The following is a 17584-nucleotide window of genomic DNA, read 5'->3' as shown; positions in this document are numbered from 1 at the left end:
TCACCAGGTCGTCACCGGCACGGCGGGACGTGTCGCCGGGCGGTGACGCCACCGAAACGACCGCGCCTGTCAGTCCGCCGCGGTCCGTGGCCGCATCGCCGGTGACCAGGTCACGTCGTACCGGTCGGCGGCGACCGACTCGGCGAACGCCGCCGAGGCGTCCGGCGAGCCGGCCACGCGCCAGTCCTGCTCCTTGTCCACCTCGAACCAGATCAACCCGATCAGGTACGGATAGCGGGGCAGCGCCTCGAACGTGTCCCGGATCCACTGGGCCTTGCGCCCGCCGGTGTCCGCGGCGCCGGTCTCGGTGACGACGAGCGGCCGGCGCGTCACGGCGCGGATCTCGGCGATGGTCGGCCCGAAGATCTCATCGAAGGTCGAGTACGACGTGGTGAACGCGCCCATGCCGTAGTAGCCGGTGACGCCGACCCAGTCGACGTAGTCGTCGCCCGGGTAGAGCCCGGTCAGCCCGGCGGTGGTCTTGTCCCACCGCGCGTTCGGGCTCCACACCCAGGTCACGTTCGTGGCCCCGGCGGCGGTGAAGACGTCGTGCACGTGCCGCCAGGCGCGCACGTAGTCGCCCGGGTGGTTGCCGTTGGCCCGCTCGCACCACGGGTACCAGTCGCCGTTCATCTCGTGCGCGAACCGGATCGCCACCGGATAGCCGAGCGACCGCACGCCCTCGGCCCACGACCGCAGGTAGCCGTCGAAGTCACCGGCGGCGATGCGGGCCAGCCGGTAGTCCGGCTGGGTGGAGCGGAGCCGGTCGACCTGGCGGGCCGGCAGGCCGGTGTCCCGGGCCGCGACGTCCACCGCGTGGTCCCACGGCTCCCAGCCCAGCATCGGCATCATGTGCCGCTCGGCGATCCGGTCGAACAGGCTCCGGTCGAAGGCGGCGGACGCCCAGCCGGCGCTGAAGAGCATCACCTGCGGCGCCCGCCCGGCGGCGTCGGCGAACCGGTCCACGGCGGTCAGGTCGTACGGTCCCTTCTCGGTCATCACCCCGACGAACGTCCGGCCGGCCGGCGGGAACACGCCGGCGGGACCGGTCGTGGCCGCCGCCGGGGCGTCGGCCGTCGCCACCGCCTCCGGCGCGGTTCCCCCGGCGCGCCGGTCCGGTACGTCCGCGCCCGGGCCGCGCCACACGCCCGGCGCCACCACGAAGGCGTACGCCAACAGCAGCGCGCCGGCCAGCGCCAGGCCCACCCGGGGCACGCTCAGCCTCAGCACGGCGCACCCCCGCCGGTCGGCGCCGACGACCCCGGCGGGTCGCCCCGCCGGGAGCGCACGTTCTCCGCCCAGGCGATCAGCGGTGGGGCGAGACCGGTGACGAGCGTCAGCGCCGGCCACACCCGTAGCAGCGGGTGGCCGTGGTCGAACGCGAAGCTCGCCGCGAGCAGACCGGCGGACGCGCCCGCCCAGCACAGGTGCAGCCGGAAGGTGCGCAGCGACTCCGCGGTGCGCAGCGACCCCTTGGCGGTGACCACGAAGCCGAGCCGGCGGCGCAGCACCGCGCCGGCCGCGGCGGCCAGGTAGACCGGCCCGGCGAACAGCGCCAGCGCCATACCGACCATGCCGACCTCCTCCCGTTCGTGCGGCGCGATGTTGAAGCGGCGCAACCACAGCCAGAGCAGGAACCAGGTGCCGATCGTCGCTCCCCACAGCGTCGCCCACATTCGCGGATCGAGCCGGCCCGCCTCGACGCCGGTGAGCAGGTACAGCGCGGTGGCGGCGTTGCCCAGCAGCAGGCTGACCGCGACGCTCGGGTAGTAGAACTGGAGCAGGCGGTACTGCCAGCGGCGGCGCGACGGCAACTCGCGCGGGGCGCGCAGGTTCCGCCGGAGCAGGATCTCGCAGACGCCGGCCGCCCAGCGTCGCTGCTGGTTGAAGTAGTCGGCCCAGGAGGTCGGGCCCTCCCCCAGCGCCACCACGTCCGGGGTGTAGACGCCCTTCCACCGGCGGCCGGTGGCCGGGTTGACGGCCGCGTGGATCCGGATGCTCGTCAGGTGGTCCTCGATGATCGAGTCCTGGTAGCCGCCGATGGTCCGCCACGCCGCCGGGCGGTAGAGGTGGCCGGTGCCGGTGAGCAGCGGCGCGTCCAGCCCGTTGCCGCCCCGGGCGATCAGGCCGTTGTAGAGGTACTGCTGCACCGAGGCGCCGTGGGCGACGAAGTTCTGGTGCATGTTGCCGTACACCTGGGGGGTCACCACGAACGCCACGTCGGGGTCGCGGAAATAGCCGAGCGTGCGTTCCAGGAAGTGGGGCAGCGGCACGTGGTCCGGGTCGACATTGGCGACCACGTCGTAGCGGTGCTCGTGCTCGGCCCGCCAGGCGTTGTGGTTGCCGGACTTGGTCCGGGCCCGGAACTCCCCGCGCGGCTGGTTGTACTCCGGCCGGCCCCGGCGGCTGAAGTGGCGGACGCCCAGCCGCGCCGCCATCGCCCGCACCGCCGGGTCGTCGCCCTCGTCGAGGATCCACACGTCGACCTGTCCGCAGTAGACGATCTCCCGGAGCCGGCGCAGCGTGCGCTCCGCGACGGCGAGCGGCTCCCGGCTCGGCACGATGGTGGTGAGCAGGGCCACCCGCAGGCCGACCGGCGGATCGACGGGCACCGGATCCTTGGCGTGGAAGGCGAACACCCACACCACCAGGTTCTGCGCCAGCCGGATCAGCTCGATGCCGACGACCACGCAGAACGCCAGCCGGGCGGCGACCGTCGACCAGCCGCCGAGCCCGATCACCCCCGGGCCGGGCACGTGCCGCGGCAGCAGCAGCCAGCCGACGAGGAGCAGGCCGGCGGCGCTGTTGACGAGCACCAGCAGGGTCAGCACCAGCCGCGCGGCGACCGAGGCGGCCGGGCGCAGTTGCACCGTCGCGTCGGGGTGGCGGGGTGGGCGCAGCGGCCCGGCGACGGCGCCGCAGCGCGCGTACGCGAGGCGGGCCCGGATGTTGCGCTGCCGGCGCTCCGGCGCCGGCCGGCCGGCCGGTCCGGGCGGCGCGGCCGGCGGCGGACCGACCGGCGGTGGCCCCGGCGCCCTCGGCGTCGCGGCGCGGGACAGGCGTGAATCGGCGGCGACGGCCAACGTTTCCCCCATGGTCTGCATCGGGCTCGCCCGGAACCCCGACCGATGCTAAGCCGGCAATAACCACCAAAGTGGGCGATCAGCCGCATCCGGACCGTTCGGCCGTCAGGAGGAGGCCGCCCCGGGGCGCAGCCGGGCCAGGGCGACCGCGCCGAGCACCGCCCAGGCCGGCACCGTGAAGAGCAGGGCGTCCGGCGACCAGACCGGGGCCGCCCGGGCGACGACGAGCAGGCCGAGCGCCGGCACCAGCGCCCACGCGGTGCAGATCGCGGCGGCATACCGGAGGGGAAGGCTGAACAGGGCCAGGCCGGCGAGCGTCGCGCCGAGCGCGGCGGCGCCGAACAGCTCCCGGGGCGTCGCCGCCAGCGCGGCCGGATCGATCCGCACGCCCGGCGGGAACAGCCCGTCGGCGCGCACCCCGGACCCGACCAGCGCGGCGACCGCGAGCACCCCCGGCGCCGCGGCGGCCAGCCACCGGCCGGCGGCGCGGCGACGGAAGGCGAACACCACCCAGCCGTGGCCGGCGAGCAGCAGCAACGCGCCGACCTGGCACAGGCCGAGCAGGACCACCGCGCCGGCGTAGGCGGCGAGCCGGCGCGCGCGCGGCCGGTCCAGGACCGGCAGCAGCAGCCAGGTGGCGAGCACGGCCGCGAACACCGCCAGGGCGTACGGCTGGGCCTCGCGCGCGCACCGCGCCGAGACGGGCAGCGCCGCGAGGAGCACGCCGGCCAGCACGCCGGTGCCGGGCGCGAACATCCGGGCGGCAAGCGCGCCGACGAGCGCGGCGGCCCCGACCATCGCCAGCAGCGAGGGTACGCGCAGGGCGACGGGGTCGGCGCCGAAGAGCGCCGCCCAACCACGCATCAGCAGGTGGTACGGCACGAGCGGGACCGGACCACCGCCCAGCGCGTCGGGCCACGGCGACGTGGCGGCGCGCCAGGTGGCCGCCTCCCCGGCCCGCGGCCCCGCGGTCCCGAGCCCGGCGCCGCCGAGGCCGCCCATCAGCAGCGCCGGCAGCAGCCACGCGGCCACCCGCCACCGGGCGGCGCGGGCCGCGGCGCGGGCGGTGGACCGGCGCGGACGGGGCGGCCCGTCCTCACCCCACGGGTCCTCGACGCCGACCTCGGCCGACCCGAGCCGGGGCAGGACCATGGTGTCCGCGTCGTTCACGGTGACTCACGCATCCCTTGAGGGCCGGCGCCGGCTGACACCCAGGAGCCTACGGAGACAAAACGGGCTATATGGCCGATATGCCGCTAAATCGCTCCGGGAACGAGGGTCCGCCGGCCGCCCCGAGACGGCCGGCGGACGGACGTCAGCCCAGCTTCGTGGTCGTCCAGCGCGGAGAAGCGTTGGTGACCTCGACGACGTCGCCGACGAGCGTGGTCGACGCCTGCGTGTCCTGCCGGACGCTCGTGCCCACCCACAGCTCGACGTCGCCGGGCTCCACCACCCGGGTGAGCGTGCGGTCGGAGAAGGCCAGGCGAGTGGTGGGCACCGTCAGCTCGACGGTCACCGACTGCCCCGGCTCCAGGCGCACCCGCTGGTAGCCCAGCAGCTGCGCCACCGGCCGGGTCACCGAGGCCACCACGTCGCGGCCGTAGAGCTGGACCACGTCGTCGCCGGCGACCGCCCCGGTGTTCGTCACCCGCACCGTCACGCGCAGCGCCCCGTCGGCCGGCACGGTGGCCGGCACGGTGAGGTCGGAGTGCGCGAACGTCGTGTACGACAGGCCGTGACCGAACGACGCCACCGGCGTCGCCGGCAGGTTGGTGCCGTTGCTGCCCTCGCCGAGCGTCGGGTGCAGATAGGAGTACGGCTGCGCGCCGGCCGAGCCGGGCAGGCTCACCGGCAACCGGCCCGACGGGTTGACCCGCCCCGACAGCACCCCGGCGATCGCGCCGGCGCCCTCCTCGCCGGGGAAGAACGTCTGCACCACTGCCGCGCACCGGGACAACGCCCAGCCGACCGCGTAGGGCCGGCCGGTGAGCAGCACCAGGACCACCGGAGTGTCCGTGGCCAGGACCGCCTCGACCAGCTCCCGCTGGACGCCGGGCAGCTCCAGGTCGTCCCGGTCGCAGCCCTCCCCGACCGTGCCGCGCCCGAAGAGGCCGGCGTGGTCGCCGACGACCAGGACGGCGACGTCGGCGGCGGACGCCGTGGCGACCGCCTCGTCGAAACCGGACCGGTCATCGCTGTCCACGTCGCAGCCCCCGGCCCAGGTGACGTGGTCGGCGCCGAACTCGCCCCGCACCGCGTCGAGGACGGTCGGCACCTCGATGCCGGTCTCCACGCCGGGGTGCTGGACGAGCACGTGGTTGAGGAAGGAGTAGCACCCGAACAGCGCGCCCTGCCGGTCGGCGTTCGGACCGACGACCGCCACCCGCCGACCCGCGGGCAGCGGGAGGACGCCGTCGTTGCCGACCAGGACGACCGACTCCTCGGCGAGGCGGCGGGCGATCGCCCGGTGCTCCGGCGGGTCGAGGTCGATCGCGCCGGGCGGCTCCTCGGTGAACGTGGCGTCGAGCAGCCCCAGCTCCAGCTTCTGGCGCAGGATCCGCAGCACCGCCCGGTCGACGAACGTCTCGTCGACCACTCCGGCCCGCACCGACGCCGGCAGCGTCAGGTAGGCGTCGCCGGTCGGCAGCTCGATGTCCAGGCCCGCGGCCAGCGCCTGCGCTGCCGCGTCCGCGTTGTCGGCCGCGACGTGGTGCAGCAGGTTCAGGAAGGCCACCCCGAAGTAGTCGGCCACCACCGTGCCGTCGAAGCCCCACCGGTCCCGCAGCACGCCGGTCAGCATCGCCGGGTCGGCCGCCACCGGCACGCCGTCGACCTCTGCGTAGGAGTGCATGACGCTGCGCGCGTCGCCGTCGAGGATCGCCATCTCGAACGGCGGCAGCAGCACGTCGGCCATCTCGCGGGGGCCGGCGTGGACCGGGGCGAAGTTGCGCCCGGCCCGGGAGGCGGAATAGCCGGCGAAGTGCTTCAACGTCGCGTGCACCCCCTGCGACTGGAGGCCCCGCACGTACGACGTGCCGACGGTGCCGACCAGGTAGGGGTCCTCGGCGATGCACTCGTCGACCCGGCCCCAGCGCGGATCCCGGATCACGTCCAGCACCGGGGACAGGCCCTGGTGGATGCCGAGCGCCCGCATCGACGCCCCGATCGCCGCCGCCATCTCGGTCACCAGATCGGGGTCGAACGCGGCGCCCCAGGCCAACGGCGTGGGGAACGTGGCCGCCTTCCACGCCGACAGGCCGGTCAGGCACTCCTCGTGGACGAGCGCCGGGATGCCCAGCCGGGTGCCGGTCACCAGGTCCCGCTGGAACTTCCACAACCACGCCGCCCGGGCGGCGGCGTCAACCGGGCGGGTGCCGTAGGCGCGGGTGAGGTGACCGAGCCCGTGCCGGGAGAAGTCCTCGAGTCGGCCGCTGTCGGCGAACTCGCCCTGCAGGGGCGCGACCGCCTCGCCGTCCTCCTTCTCCCAGAACCCGACGAGCTGCGCGACCTTCTCCTCGATCGTCATCCGGCCGAGCAACTCCCGGACGCGGGCCTCACCGGCCGGTGCGTCCCGCCGGTCGTGATCCGGACCTGCCTGGGCCGGCACCGGCCCGCCCACCACCGCGTGGACCTCTGTCATGGTGTGCCTTTCCCTGTGTTGTGCGCTGACCGCTGCCGCTCAGCCCTTGACCGCGCCCTGGAGACCGCCGACGATCTGCTTCTCGGCGAGCGTGAAGAAGAGCAGCGCCGGCAGCATTGCCAGCGAGGTGAAGGCGAGGACGCCGGCGGTGTCGGTGGTGTACTGGCTGGAGAAGTTCTGCACGCCCAGCGGCAGGGTGTGCAGGTTGACGTCGCCGAGGACGAGCAGCGGCAGCAGGAACGCGTTCCAGCTCGCCACGAACGCGAGGATGCCGACGGTGACGAGCGCCGGTCGGGACAGCGGCAGCACGATCCGCCAGAGGAACCCGAGGCGGTCCGCGCCGTCGATCGCGGCGGCGTCCTCCAACTCCCGCGGGATGGCGGACAGGAACGGCCGCAGGATGACGATCGTGATCGGCAACGAGAACGCGACCTGCGGCAGGATCACCGCGTAGTAGGAGTTGATCAGGTTCAGGTCCCGCAGCATCAGATAGAGCGGCAGGATGGCCGCGCCGGCCGGGAAGAGCAGGCCGAGCGTGAAGAACGTGTGCAACGCCTCCCGGCCGCGGAAGGTGTAGCGGGCGATCACGAACGCGGCGCAGAGGCCGAGCACCACGACACCGAGCGTGGTGCCGAGCGCGATCACCGCGCTGTTGAACGCCTGCCGCCAGAAGTCGCTCTGGGTGAGCACCCGGGAGTAGTTGTCCCAGACCCAGGGGTCAGGCAGGCCGGCCGGATCCGCCACGATCTGCGGCGTGGTGCGGAAACCGCCGATGATGACGTAGACGATCGGCGCGATCGACACGGCCGCGACCGCGAGCGCGAGCGCGTACGTCAGCGGGGTGCCCCAGGACAGCGGACGGCGGCCGGCGGGCCGGGAGACGACGGTGTTAGCGCTCACGTCAGTTCGCCCTTCTCGTGATGGCGCCCTCGATGTCCCGACGGAGCAGGAAACGCTGGAACAGCAGCGCCGCGACGAAGGAGATGACGAACAGGATCACGGCAATCGCGTTGCCGTAGCCCCAGAGCCGGGCGAAGAACCCGTTGTCCACCATGTACGTCGCCATGGTGGCCGATGCGCCGAGGGACCGCACCGCGGGCACGGAGGTCACCCAGACCACGTCGAAGACCTGCAACGAGCCGATCATGGACAGGAACATCCAGATCCGGATCGTCGGCCCGAGCAGCGGCAGGGTGATGTGGCGCTGGATCTGCCACCAGCTCGCGCCGTCGATCGCGGCGGCCTCGGTCAGCTCGTCCGGCACGTTGGACAGGCCGGCGAGCAGGAGGATGATGGCGAAGCCGACGTACTTCCAGGTGAGGACGGCGAGCAGCGTCCAGATGACCACGTCGAGGTCGGCCAGCCACGCCTGCACCAGGCCGCCCAGGCCGACCGACCGCAGCAGCACGTCGACGGTGCCGTCGCCGGTGAGGATCAGCTTCCACATGATGCCGACGGTGACCTCGGCGAGCACGTAGGGCACGAAGGCCAGCAGGCGGAACGCGGAGCGCCCGCGGAAGCGGCGGTTGAGCAGCAGCGCGACGCCGAGCGCGACCGGCCCCTGGATCAGCAGCGAGCCGAACACCACGATGGCGTTGTTGCGCAGCGCGTCGAGGAAGATCGGGTCCTGGAAGGCCAGGGTGTAGTTCTTGAAACCGATGTACTCGGTGGGTGGGCCCACCCCGCGCCACCGGAAGAGGCTGTAGTAGAACGCGAAGCCGATCGGCACCAGCACGAACATCACGTAGATGATCAGCGCCGGCGTGGTCAGCCCGATGATCTCGTACCACTTGCGCCGGGTCTGCGCCCGGCGGTTGGACGGGCGTGCGGCGGGCCGGAGGCCCGCCGGCGGCGCGGAGACGCCGCCGGCGGGGAACCGGGTCTGGTCGGTGGAGGTCACTTGCTCGCGGCCGCCTTCATGGCGTCGACGACCTTCTCCGGCGTGCCGTTGCCGGCGAAGATGGCGATGATGGCGTCGTTCATCGCGGTGCCGACCGTGCTGCCGAAGGCGGTGTCCAGCCAGAGCTGCACGTAGGTGGCCTCGGACGTGGCGGTCAGGATCGACTTCAGGGCCGGATCGCTCACCCCGTCCGCCGCGGCCTTGACCACCGGCAGGCCGGTGCCGGTCGCCGCGTAGCCCTTCTGCACCTCGTCGCTGACCAGGTACTTGAGGAACTCGACGCACTCGGCCGGAGCGTTCTTGGCGCAGGAGAAACCGTCGCCGCCGCCGAGGGCCGCCTTCGGGTCACCCGCCGAACCGGAGATCGCCGGCACCGGGAACCAGCCGAGGAACTTGGCCAGCTTCTCCTTGTCCGTGGCGACGGTGTCGAGCGTGCCGCGGTTCCAGTCGCCCATCAGCTCCATCGCGGCCTTGCCGTTGGCCAGCAGTCCGTTGGCGCTGGTCGGGTCGTTCTGCCCCGGCGTGGCGATGAAGTTGTTCTGGAACGGCTTGGTGTCGATGAAGGCCTTCAGGTCCTGGCCGGCCTTCACGAAGCACGGGTCGTCGAAGTTGCGGTCGGTGGACGCCTTCTTCAGCGTGTCGACCGAGCAGGCGCGCAGCGCGAAGTTGTACCACCAGTGGGCGGCCGGCCACTTGTCGCCCGCGCCCAGGGCGATCGGGATGACGTTGATGGCCTTGAGCTTGGTGACCGCCTCGTTGAGCTCCTCGAAGGTGGTCGGCGGCGCGCTGATGCCCGCCTGGGCGAACATGTCCTTGTTGTACCAGACGCCCTCGATGCCCATCCGGAACGGCAGGCCGTACTGCTTGCCGTTCACCTGCCAGATCTCCGCCGCGCTGCCGATGTCGGCGACCTCGTCCTTGACCTGGTCGGTCACGTCCTTGAGGTAGTCGGCCTCGACCTGCTCGCGCATCTCGCCGCCGCCCCACGCCTGGAAGATGTCCGGCGGGTCGTTGCTCAACAGCGCGGCGGGGAGCCGGGTGCGCTGGAGCTGGTTGGTCTCGATCGCCTCGATCTCGATCGTGACGGTCGGGTGGGCGGTGGAGAAGTCCTTGGCGACCTTCTCCCAGTAGGTCTTGCCGGGGCCGTCCTGGGAGGCGTTGTGCCACCAGGTCAGCGTCACCGGGTCCTTGTAGAGCTCGCCACCCTTGTCCGCGTCGTCCTCGCCACCGCCGCCGCATCCGGCGGCGACGAGAGCGGTGGTCATAAACAGTGCCAGGACCGCGCCGGCACGTCGTTTCATCACCATAGAGATTGTCTCCTCGACCACAGTCGGGTTACCTGACGGGGAGTGTTACAGCCACGTAACTCGAAGTCAATCGGTATCGATAACGTTTTCGACACCGTCGGGACACGCTCCCTGACGCCCTCTATCATCGTCGGCGTGGCCTACCCGCAGCGCGTCAAGATGTCCGACGTGGCACGTACCGCCGGCGTCTCAGTGGCGACCGTATCAAAGGTTGTTAATGGCCGGTACGGCGTCGCCCAGGCCACCGTCGAGCGCGTGCAGCAGGTCATCCGCGAGCTCGGGTACGAGGCCGACCTCGGTGCGCAGAGCCTGCGCAGCCACCGCACGCACGTCCTGGGCATCCTGGTCGCGGAGTTCGAGCCGTTCTCCACCGAGTTGCTGAAGGGCGCCTCCCGGGAGGTCGCCGGCAGCGGCTACCAACTGCTCGCCTACTCCAGCGGCGACGGCGAGGCCGCCGCCGTCGGCTGGGAACGGCGGTCCCTGGCCCGCCTGTCCGGGACGCTCATCGACGGCGCCGTGATCGTGACGCCGACCGTGGTCGAGACCAAGCACGGCTTCAACGTGGTGGCCGTCGACCCGCACACCGGCCCGTCCGGCCTGCCCACCGTCGACTCGGACAACTTCGCCGGCGCCGTGCTCGCGACCAACTACCTGCTCTCCCTCGGCCACCGCCGGATCGGGCACATCAGCGGTCGACCCGACCTGGAGTCGGCCCGCCTGCGGGAGGCGGGTTATCGCCAGGCCATGGCGGACGCGGGCGTCGCGGTCGACGAGCGGCTCGTGCGCGTCGGCGGCTTCCGGATCGAGGGCGCCGCCGGTACGGCGGCCGAGCTGCTCGCGCTCCCCGACCGCCCGACCGCCATCTTCGCCGGAAACGACCTGTCAGCGATCTCCACGCTCGACGTCGCCCGCACCATGGGCATCCCGGTGCCGGACGAGCTGTCGGTGATCGGCTTCGACAACGTCCCGGAGTCGGCGCTTGTCAACCCGCCGCTGACCACGATCCGGCAACCACTGCAACGCATGGGCGCCGAGGCGCTGCGCCTGCTGATCGACCTGATCGCCGGCGTCGACCGCGACGCGCACATCCGGCTACCCACGGAGCTGGTGGTGCGGGCCTCCTGCCGGTCGCTCGACTAGACAGCCGCGCGTGACCACTGCTGGTTGGCGCCGGTGTTGCACGTGTACTGCTTGAGCACCACGCCGTCCGCGGTCGACAGGGCCGGCACGTCCACGCACTTGCCGCTGTGTCGCGCCCGGAGCTGGAACCAGCCGACGTTGGCGACCATCTGGAACTGCTGGTTAGCGCCGCCGCCGCAGGTGTACTGGATCAGCTCGGCGCCGTCGGCGGTGGACGCGCCCACCACGTCGAGGCACTTCCCGCTGTTGCGGCTGATCAGACGCCAGTAGCCGCTGCCGGCGTCGGCGAACTGCCACTGCTGCCACGGGTTGCCGTTGTACGTGTACTGGCCGACGCGGGCGCCGTTGTCGGTGTTCGGCGACTGGACGTCCATGGCCTTGCCGCTGTGGCGCACGGTGACCCGGTAGAACGTTCCGGTCGTCGGTGGCGGCGTCGTGGTGCCGCCGTCGACGGTGTCGCCCCATCCGTAGCGGATCCGGTCGGCGCCGGAGGCGTTGCGGACGGTCAGGTTCAGGTCGGTGCCGCCGCCGCTGAGCGAGTACATCGAGTACCAGTCGTACCCGATGGTGCCGGGCTTGCCGCCGAGCGCGGGCCAGTAGGTGCCGCCCATCCGGTTGTCCCGCATGACCTGGGCCATGGCGCGGATGTACCGCACGAAGTTGTCGGTGCTGCCCGCGTCGGCGTAGTTGCGACCGTCGTTCATCGGCGCGCCGAACTCGGTGGCGACCGCGCGGGAGGCGCAGTTGCCGAGGCGGGTCTGGATGTGGCTGCGGAAGGCGTCGTAGGTCATCTCGCCGTAGAAGAACGCGTAGTAGTGGAACGAGAGCAGCGTCGCGTTGAAGCGGCTGTCGTTGCAGATGTCCCGCAGGTCCTGGCTGAAGCCGGTGCCGCCGATGAGCACCCGGCCGGGCACCGCCGAGTAGTGGTAGCTGAGCCAGTCGGCCGCGACGTTGCGCCACTCCGCCGAGCTGTAGCCGTGCGGCTCGTTCATCGGCTCGAAGTAGACGTTGGGGTTCGCCCCGTACGTGTTGGTCACGGTGGACCACATCGCGTTCCACGCGGCGAGGTTGGTGATCCGGCCGCCGGAGGCGGCGCCGTCCTCCCAGTAGGCGAGGATGACCTTGAACCCGCGGGCGGTCGCGGCGTCGATGGCGCCCCGGTACGCCTCCCACCACGCCGTCCCCACCGTGTGGGTGTTGATGGGCAGCCGGACGGTGTTGACCCCCATGGTGGCGGCCATGTCGTCGTAGAGGGCGTTGGCCTTGGCCCGCACCGTCGCGTTGCTGTCGGACGAGCTGAGGCCCTGCACGACGAGGGGCCCGGTGCTGAAGTTGTCACCGAGCACGGCCCAGTTCATGCCCCGGAACCCGTCGGTGGCGGCGGCGGCCGGCGACGACGACGCGACGACGACGCCCACGAGCGCGGTCACCACGGCCACCAGCGCGACAAGCAACCGGCGTGTCGGCCTGCTGCACGTCATCTCGTCCACGCGAACGACCCCCTTAGACAGATGGGTATCGATGTTTGCGTTAACAACGCGACATGTCAAGGTTTCGGGCCGACGAATTGATTGACGTGAGCACGTCACCCGTCGTAACGTGCCGATCGAGTTTCGGAAATTTTCCCGGAAGTTTCGCCACGCTTACCGGAAGGAACCCATGAAGCCGAGCCGCTGGATCGCCGCCGGCGTCGTCGCCGTCGCGACCGCCGCCGCCCTGAACGTCGCCCCCGCCACCGCCGGCAAACCGTACGACCCGACCGCACAGAGCCTGCGCGACCTAGCCAAACGCCACGGCCTGTACGTGGGCACCGCGGTCGACATGGACACCCTGGGCAACGCCGCCGAGCCGCGCTACCGCGAGCTGGCCGGCTCCGAGTTCTCCACCGTCACCGCCGAGAACGTGATGAAGTGGGAGAGCCTGGAACCCACCCGGGGCACCTACAACTGGGGTCCGGCCGACGAGCTGGTCGCCTTCGCCCGCCAGCACCACCAGCGGGTCCGCGGCCACGTGCTGGTCTGGCACAACCAGCTACCGACATGGCTGACCAGCGGCGTCGCGGACGGCTCGATCGACACCGCCGAGCTGCGCCGGATCCTGCGCGACCACATCACCGCCGTGGTCCGGCACTTCAAGGGCCAGATCTGGCAGTGGGACGTGGTGAACGAGGCGGTCAGCGACCCCTGGGACACCCCGTCCACCCTGCACTACAAGGGTTTCTGGGCCGAACACCTCGGCCCCGGCTACGTCGCGGACGCGTTCCGCTGGGCCCGCGCCGCCGACCCGAAGGCGCTGCTGTTCTACAACGACTACAACATCGAGGCCTTCGGCTCCGGCAACCCCGCCGACGACAAGACGCAGTTCGTCTACGAGATGGCGCGGGACCTGCGGGCCCGGGGCGTGCCGATCGACGGCGTCGGCAGCCAGGGCCACCTGGGCACCCAGTACGGCAACTACGACACCCTCCAGGTCGTCGCCGCGCTGCGGAAGTTCGCCGGCCTGGGGCTGGCGACCGCGTTCACCGAGGTCGACGTGCGCAGCCAGATGACCGACGGCGTCCAGGCCGGTGACTCCGCCGAGATCAACCCGCGCCTCCAGGCGTCCGCGGCCAACTTCAGCACGCTGCTGCGGGCCTGCCTGGCCGAACGGCACTGCCTGTCGTTCACGCTCTGGGGCTTCACCGACAAGCACTCCTGGGTGCCGGGCGCGTTCTCCGACCCGCCGGAGGGCCTGGCCACCGTGTACGACGAGAACTACCAGCCGAAGCGGTCGTACCAGGAGTTGAAGGCCGACCTCATCTACTCCGGGCCGCCGTTCGTGCTTCCCCGCGTACCGCAGCGGCCGCACCGGTAGGCCGTGCTCACGCTGACCGGCGGCGACCGAGTTCCGACTCCAGCCGCCGGATCAGCGTGCGGCGGGCCTTGCCGCGGCGCTCCCGGCGCAACGCCGCGTCGAGCTGGCGTTTGTCGAGACCCCGCACCAGCTTGACCCCCTCGGCCACCGGCAGCTCGTCCACCCGCGCGGCGGCGGTCGCGTCCCGGCGCGCCCGCTTCGCCGGGCCGGTGTTCGACACGTACTGCCGGCCGGAGCGGGAGGCGCGACGCTTGCGGGTGTCGGTGGCGCGCCGGTCGGACTCCGACAGCTCCTCCCATGCCTGTTTGGGCAGGTAACGCTCGGTTTCGCCGTCGTGTCGCGCGCGCGTGCCACCCGATCGGGTCTGCCACCGCTCGCCGCCCCACCGTTGCAGGGAGCGCTGCCGCGCGTCCTTCGGCCCCTCGAAGCCGCCGCCCTGTTTCTTGTACTCGTTCGTCAGCAGTTGCGACTTGCGGGCCGACCACTGCCCGGGCCGCCCGCCCTTGTCGGCGGCCTTGATCTCCTCCTTGAGCCGCTCCCGCAGTTCCGGCTTCGTGTACTTCGCCATGGCGCAGCGTTACCCGCACCGGGCGCGGCCATGCCCCGCCTCACCTCCGCGGCACCGCCCATGCCGGCCGGGTTCCCGCCGAGTTTGACCGGCGGCCGGGGCGGAAAGAGAGGCGGGATGAGCTGGGCCAGAAGAGCCGTACCCACCGCCGTCGCCGCCGTCGCCGCACTCGCCGCACGGGACCTGCTGCAACGTGACCACGCGCTGCGGCGAAACTTCCCCGTCCTGGGCCGCGCCCGCTACCTGCTCGAGTCGATCGGACCCGAGCTGCGCCAGTACATCGTCGCCGGCAACGACGAGGAACGGCCCTTCACCCGCGACCAGCGGCGCTGGGTGTACGCCTCGGCGAAGCAGGAGAACAACTACTTCGGGTTCGGCACCGACAACGACATCGAGCACACCCGCGGCTACCCGATCGTCAAGCACCGCACGTTCGGCCGGGCCGTGCCGCCGTCGACGCCCGCCGCCGGGCACGACGTGGCGCTGCCCTGCGCCAAGGTGCTGGGCGCGGCCCGTGGGCGGGCGCGGGCGTTCCGGCCGGAGTCGGTGGTCAACATCTCCGGGATGAGCTTCGGTTCGCTCTCCGGCAACGCGGTCGAGGCGTTGAACCGGGGCGCCGCGCTCGCCGGCTGCCTGCACAACACCGGCGAGGGCGGGCTGTCGCCGTACCACCGCCACGGCGGTGAGCTGGTTCTCCAGCTCGGCACCGCCTACTTCGGCTGCCGGGACGAGCACGGCCGGTTCAGCCTGGACCGGCTCAAGGACCTGGTGGCGGGCGCGCCGGTGCGGGCGCTGGAGATCAAGCTCAGCCAGGGCGCCAAGCCGAGCCTGGGCGGCCTGCTGCCGGCGGCGAAGGTCTCCGCCGAGATCGCCGCCACCCGGGGCATCCCGGTGGGCCGGGACTGCGTCAGCCCGTCGCGGCACGCCGAGTTCTCCGACTGTGACAGCCTGCTGGACTGGGTGGAGCTGCTCGCCGCCGAGACCGGCCTGCCGGTCGGCATCAAGTCCGCCGTCGGCGACCTGGGTTTCTGGGACGAGCTGACCACGTTGATGCGCGACACCGGCCGGGGCGTGGACTTCGTGACCGTGGACGGCGGCGAGGGCGGCACCGGCGCCGCCCCGCTGATCTTCAGCGACTCGGTGTCGCTGCCGTTCCAGCAGGGCTTCTCCCGCGTCTACCGGACGTTCGCCGAGCGCGGCCTGCACGAGCAGGTGGTGTTCGTCGGGGCCGGCAAGCTCGGCCTGCCGGACAACGCGGTGGTCGCGTTCGCGCTCGGCGCCGACATGGTCAACGTGGGCCGGGAGGCGATGCTGGCGATCGGCTGCATCCAGGCGCAGAAGTGCCACACCGACACCTGCCCGACCGGCGTCGCGCCCCAGAACGCCTGGCTGGCCCGGGGCCTCGACCCGGCCCGCAAGTCGGTGCGGGCCGCCAACTACATCCGTACGCTGCGCCGCGACCTGGTCAAGGTGGCCGAGGCGTGCGGCGTCGAGCATCCCGGCCTGATCGGCACCGACTCCATCGAGATCGTCGACGGCCGGACCGCCTCCACCCCGCTGGACCAGGTGTACGGCTACCGCCCGGAGTGGGGCCTGCCCTCTCCCGCCGACCAGAAGGAGATCGCCGCGCTGATGACCCCCGCCGCACCGCGCGGCAGCAGCGCGCCCCCCTCCCCCACCGCCGCCGGCTGAGCGGTAAGGCGGGGCCCCCGCTTAACGCCTTTTGCATAGGCGGGGGCCCTTCTTAACGTCCGGTCCCGCAGGGCCGGGAAACCGCTTCGGTCCGCGCGGGGTCAGCGCGTAGCGTGCGCCGCATGGCTCTGGACACCCGGCCGGCGGTGCGCGCCGGCCCCTTCCGGCTGCTGCCGCTGGCCCTGCTGTTCCTCACGGTCGGCCTGTCCGTCGCCGTGGTCATGCCGTTCCTGTCGCTGTTCCTCAACACCGAGGTCCAGGCCGATGCGGTGCGGGTCACCGTGATCCTGGTCGTCGCGCCGCTGTCCGGGGTGGTGGTCGCCTCGCTCGTCGGGCGCCTGTCCGACCGGTGGCCGATCCGGCGCAGGCTGCTCATCGGGGCGGCGCTGGCCGGGGTGGTGGGCACCGGCCTGATCGCGGTCGTCCGCGACTACTGGATCCTGCTGGCGCTGACCGTGACCGCCATGGCGTTCGCCAACTCGACGTTCCCGCAGTCGTTCGCGTACGCCCGCCAACTCCTCGACCGGGACAGTCCCGGGCGGGCCGCGCTGGGCATCAGCGCCATGCGTACCGTCTTCTCGCTGGCCTGGGTCGCCGGGCCGCCGCTGGCCGCGGTGCTGCTCTCGAGCGGCGGCTTCCGGCTGCTCTACGCCACCGCCGCCGCGATGTACGCGCTGGCCGCGCTCGTGGTCGTGGCCCGGCTGAAGGAGCTCCCCCTGCCGCCCCGGCCGACCGCCGACGAGCGGGGTGCCCTCCCGGCGGAGGCGTCGCGGTGGCGGCTGGCGCTGACCGTGGTCACCTTCACCATGTTGCAGTGCCCGATGACGCTCGGCGTGCAGGTGCTGCCGCTGTTCATCGGCCGGGACCTGCGCGGCGACCCGGCGGACGCGGGTCTGGTGCTGGGCCTCTGCGCGGCGCTGGAGATCCCGCTGATGCTGGGGCTGGGCGCGCTCACCGCGCGGTTCCGGCTGCGCGCGCTGATCCTGGTCGGCGCCGGCTGCGGCGTCGTCTACTACCTGATCGCCGCCGGGGCGTCGAGCGTCGGGGTCCTGCTGCTCGCGCAGCCGGTCAACGCGCTGTTCATCGCCGCGGTGTCCGGCGTCGCCATCGCCTACGTGCAGGACCTGTTGCCGGGGCAGCCCGGCCGGGCCACCACGCTGTTCACCAACTCGTTCCCGATCGGCGCCATGCTCGCCGGCCCGTTGCTCGGGCTCTCCGCGCAGGTCGGCTTCCGGTGGGCGTACGGCATGAGCGCGGCGTTGTGCGCGGGCGGCCTGCTGGCCCTGGCGCTGACCCGGCCCCGGCCGCCCGTGCCGGCCTGACGGCGCGCCGCGGCCCCACCGCGCCGGCCCGACCGCCCGGGTTCGGGTACGTCGGTGGTCGCCGGGGCGACCATCGACG

Annotated in this window: 13 protein-coding genes; 4 read left to right on the top strand and 9 right to left on the bottom strand. The window is 72.4% G+C overall.

The window, feature by feature from the left end:
* Positions 1-69 precede the first annotated feature (69 nt).
* The 7 genes from O7602_RS11850 to O7602_RS11820 all read right to left on the bottom strand — a co-directional run bounded on the left by O7602_RS11850 (position 70) and on the right by O7602_RS11820 (position 9888).
* A complete protein-coding gene (locus tag O7602_RS11850) occupies positions 70-1230 on the bottom strand; it encodes a glycosyl hydrolase (RefSeq protein ID WP_281588739.1) in 1161 nt (386 codons plus the stop codon).
* On the bottom strand, positions 1224-3095 hold the full coding sequence (locus O7602_RS11845) for a glycosyltransferase family 2 protein (RefSeq protein WP_281588737.1): 1872 nt from the start codon (positions 3093-3095) through the stop codon (positions 1224-1226). Before O7602_RS11845 ends, O7602_RS11850 begins: the two co-directional genes overlap by 7 nt.
* A 93-nt stretch (positions 3096-3188) precedes the next feature.
* Complete coding sequence (locus O7602_RS11840; RefSeq protein ID WP_281588735.1) at positions 3189-4253, bottom strand: glycosyltransferase family 39 protein; 1065 nt, start codon at positions 4251-4253, stop codon at positions 3189-3191.
* Positions 4254-4398: 145 nt separating this feature from the next.
* Positions 4399-6723, bottom strand: coding sequence for a glycoside hydrolase family 3 N-terminal domain-containing protein (locus O7602_RS11835; RefSeq protein ID WP_281588733.1), 2325 nt, complete (start codon positions 6721-6723; stop codon positions 4399-4401).
* A 39-nt stretch (positions 6724-6762) separates the two neighbouring features.
* A complete protein-coding gene (locus O7602_RS11830; protein ID WP_281588731.1) occupies positions 6763-7623 on the bottom strand; it encodes a carbohydrate ABC transporter permease in 861 nt (286 codons plus the stop codon).
* A gap of 1 nt (position 7624) precedes the next feature.
* The gene (locus tag O7602_RS11825) at positions 7625-8623 is read right to left on the bottom strand and encodes a sugar ABC transporter permease (RefSeq protein ID WP_281588730.1); all 999 of its coding nucleotides are present in this window, start codon (positions 8621-8623) and stop codon (positions 7625-7627) included.
* Positions 8620-9888, bottom strand: coding sequence for an extracellular solute-binding protein (locus O7602_RS11820; RefSeq protein ID WP_281588728.1), 1269 nt, complete (start codon positions 9886-9888; stop codon positions 8620-8622). The genes O7602_RS11825 and O7602_RS11820 overlap by 4 nt, the downstream gene beginning before the upstream one ends.
* Positions 9889-10065: 177 nt before the next feature.
* Here O7602_RS11820 and O7602_RS11815 point away from each other — a divergent pair, with 177 nt between their 5' ends.
* The gene (locus tag O7602_RS11815) at positions 10066-11070 is read left to right on the top strand and encodes a LacI family DNA-binding transcriptional regulator (RefSeq protein ID WP_281588726.1); all 1005 of its coding nucleotides are present in this window, start codon (positions 10066-10068) and stop codon (positions 11068-11070) included.
* Here the strand turns inward: O7602_RS11815 and O7602_RS11810 are convergent.
* A complete protein-coding gene (locus O7602_RS11810; protein WP_281588725.1) occupies positions 11067-12551 on the bottom strand; it encodes an RICIN domain-containing protein in 1485 nt (494 codons plus the stop codon). The two genes, O7602_RS11815 and O7602_RS11810, sit on opposite strands and share 4 nt — an antisense overlap.
* 178 nt (positions 12552-12729) lie before the next feature.
* On the opposite strand from O7602_RS11810, the gene O7602_RS11805 reads away from it, so the two are divergent.
* Entirely contained in the window at positions 12730-13923 is a 1194-nt protein-coding gene (locus O7602_RS11805; protein WP_281588723.1) for an endo-1,4-beta-xylanase, read from the top strand.
* A 7-nt stretch (positions 13924-13930) separates the two neighbouring features.
* On the opposite strand, the gene O7602_RS11800 is transcribed toward O7602_RS11805, so the two are convergent.
* Positions 13931-14491 (bottom strand): hypothetical protein, encoded by a 561-nt coding sequence (locus O7602_RS11800; protein WP_281588721.1) that lies wholly within the window; start codon positions 14489-14491, stop codon positions 13931-13933.
* A gap of 117 nt (positions 14492-14608) precedes the next feature.
* Here O7602_RS11800 and O7602_RS11795 point away from each other — a divergent pair, with 117 nt between their 5' ends.
* Entirely contained in the window at positions 14609-16183 is a 1575-nt protein-coding gene (locus O7602_RS11795; RefSeq protein ID WP_281588719.1) for an FMN-binding glutamate synthase family protein, read from the top strand.
* 122 nt (positions 16184-16305) lie between these two features.
* Positions 16306-17505 carry a sugar efflux transporter gene (locus O7602_RS11790; RefSeq protein ID WP_281588717.1) on the top strand — a complete coding sequence of 400 codons (1200 nt, stop codon included), beginning with the start codon at positions 16306-16308 and terminating at the stop codon, positions 17503-17505.
* Positions 17506-17584: the final 79 nt, after the last annotated feature.

Source organism: Micromonospora sp. WMMD1128 (assembly GCF_027497235.1).
Taxonomy (GTDB): domain Bacteria; phylum Actinomycetota; class Actinomycetes; order Mycobacteriales; family Micromonosporaceae; genus Micromonospora.
This window is presented reverse-complemented; position numbering and strand designations above follow the sequence as displayed.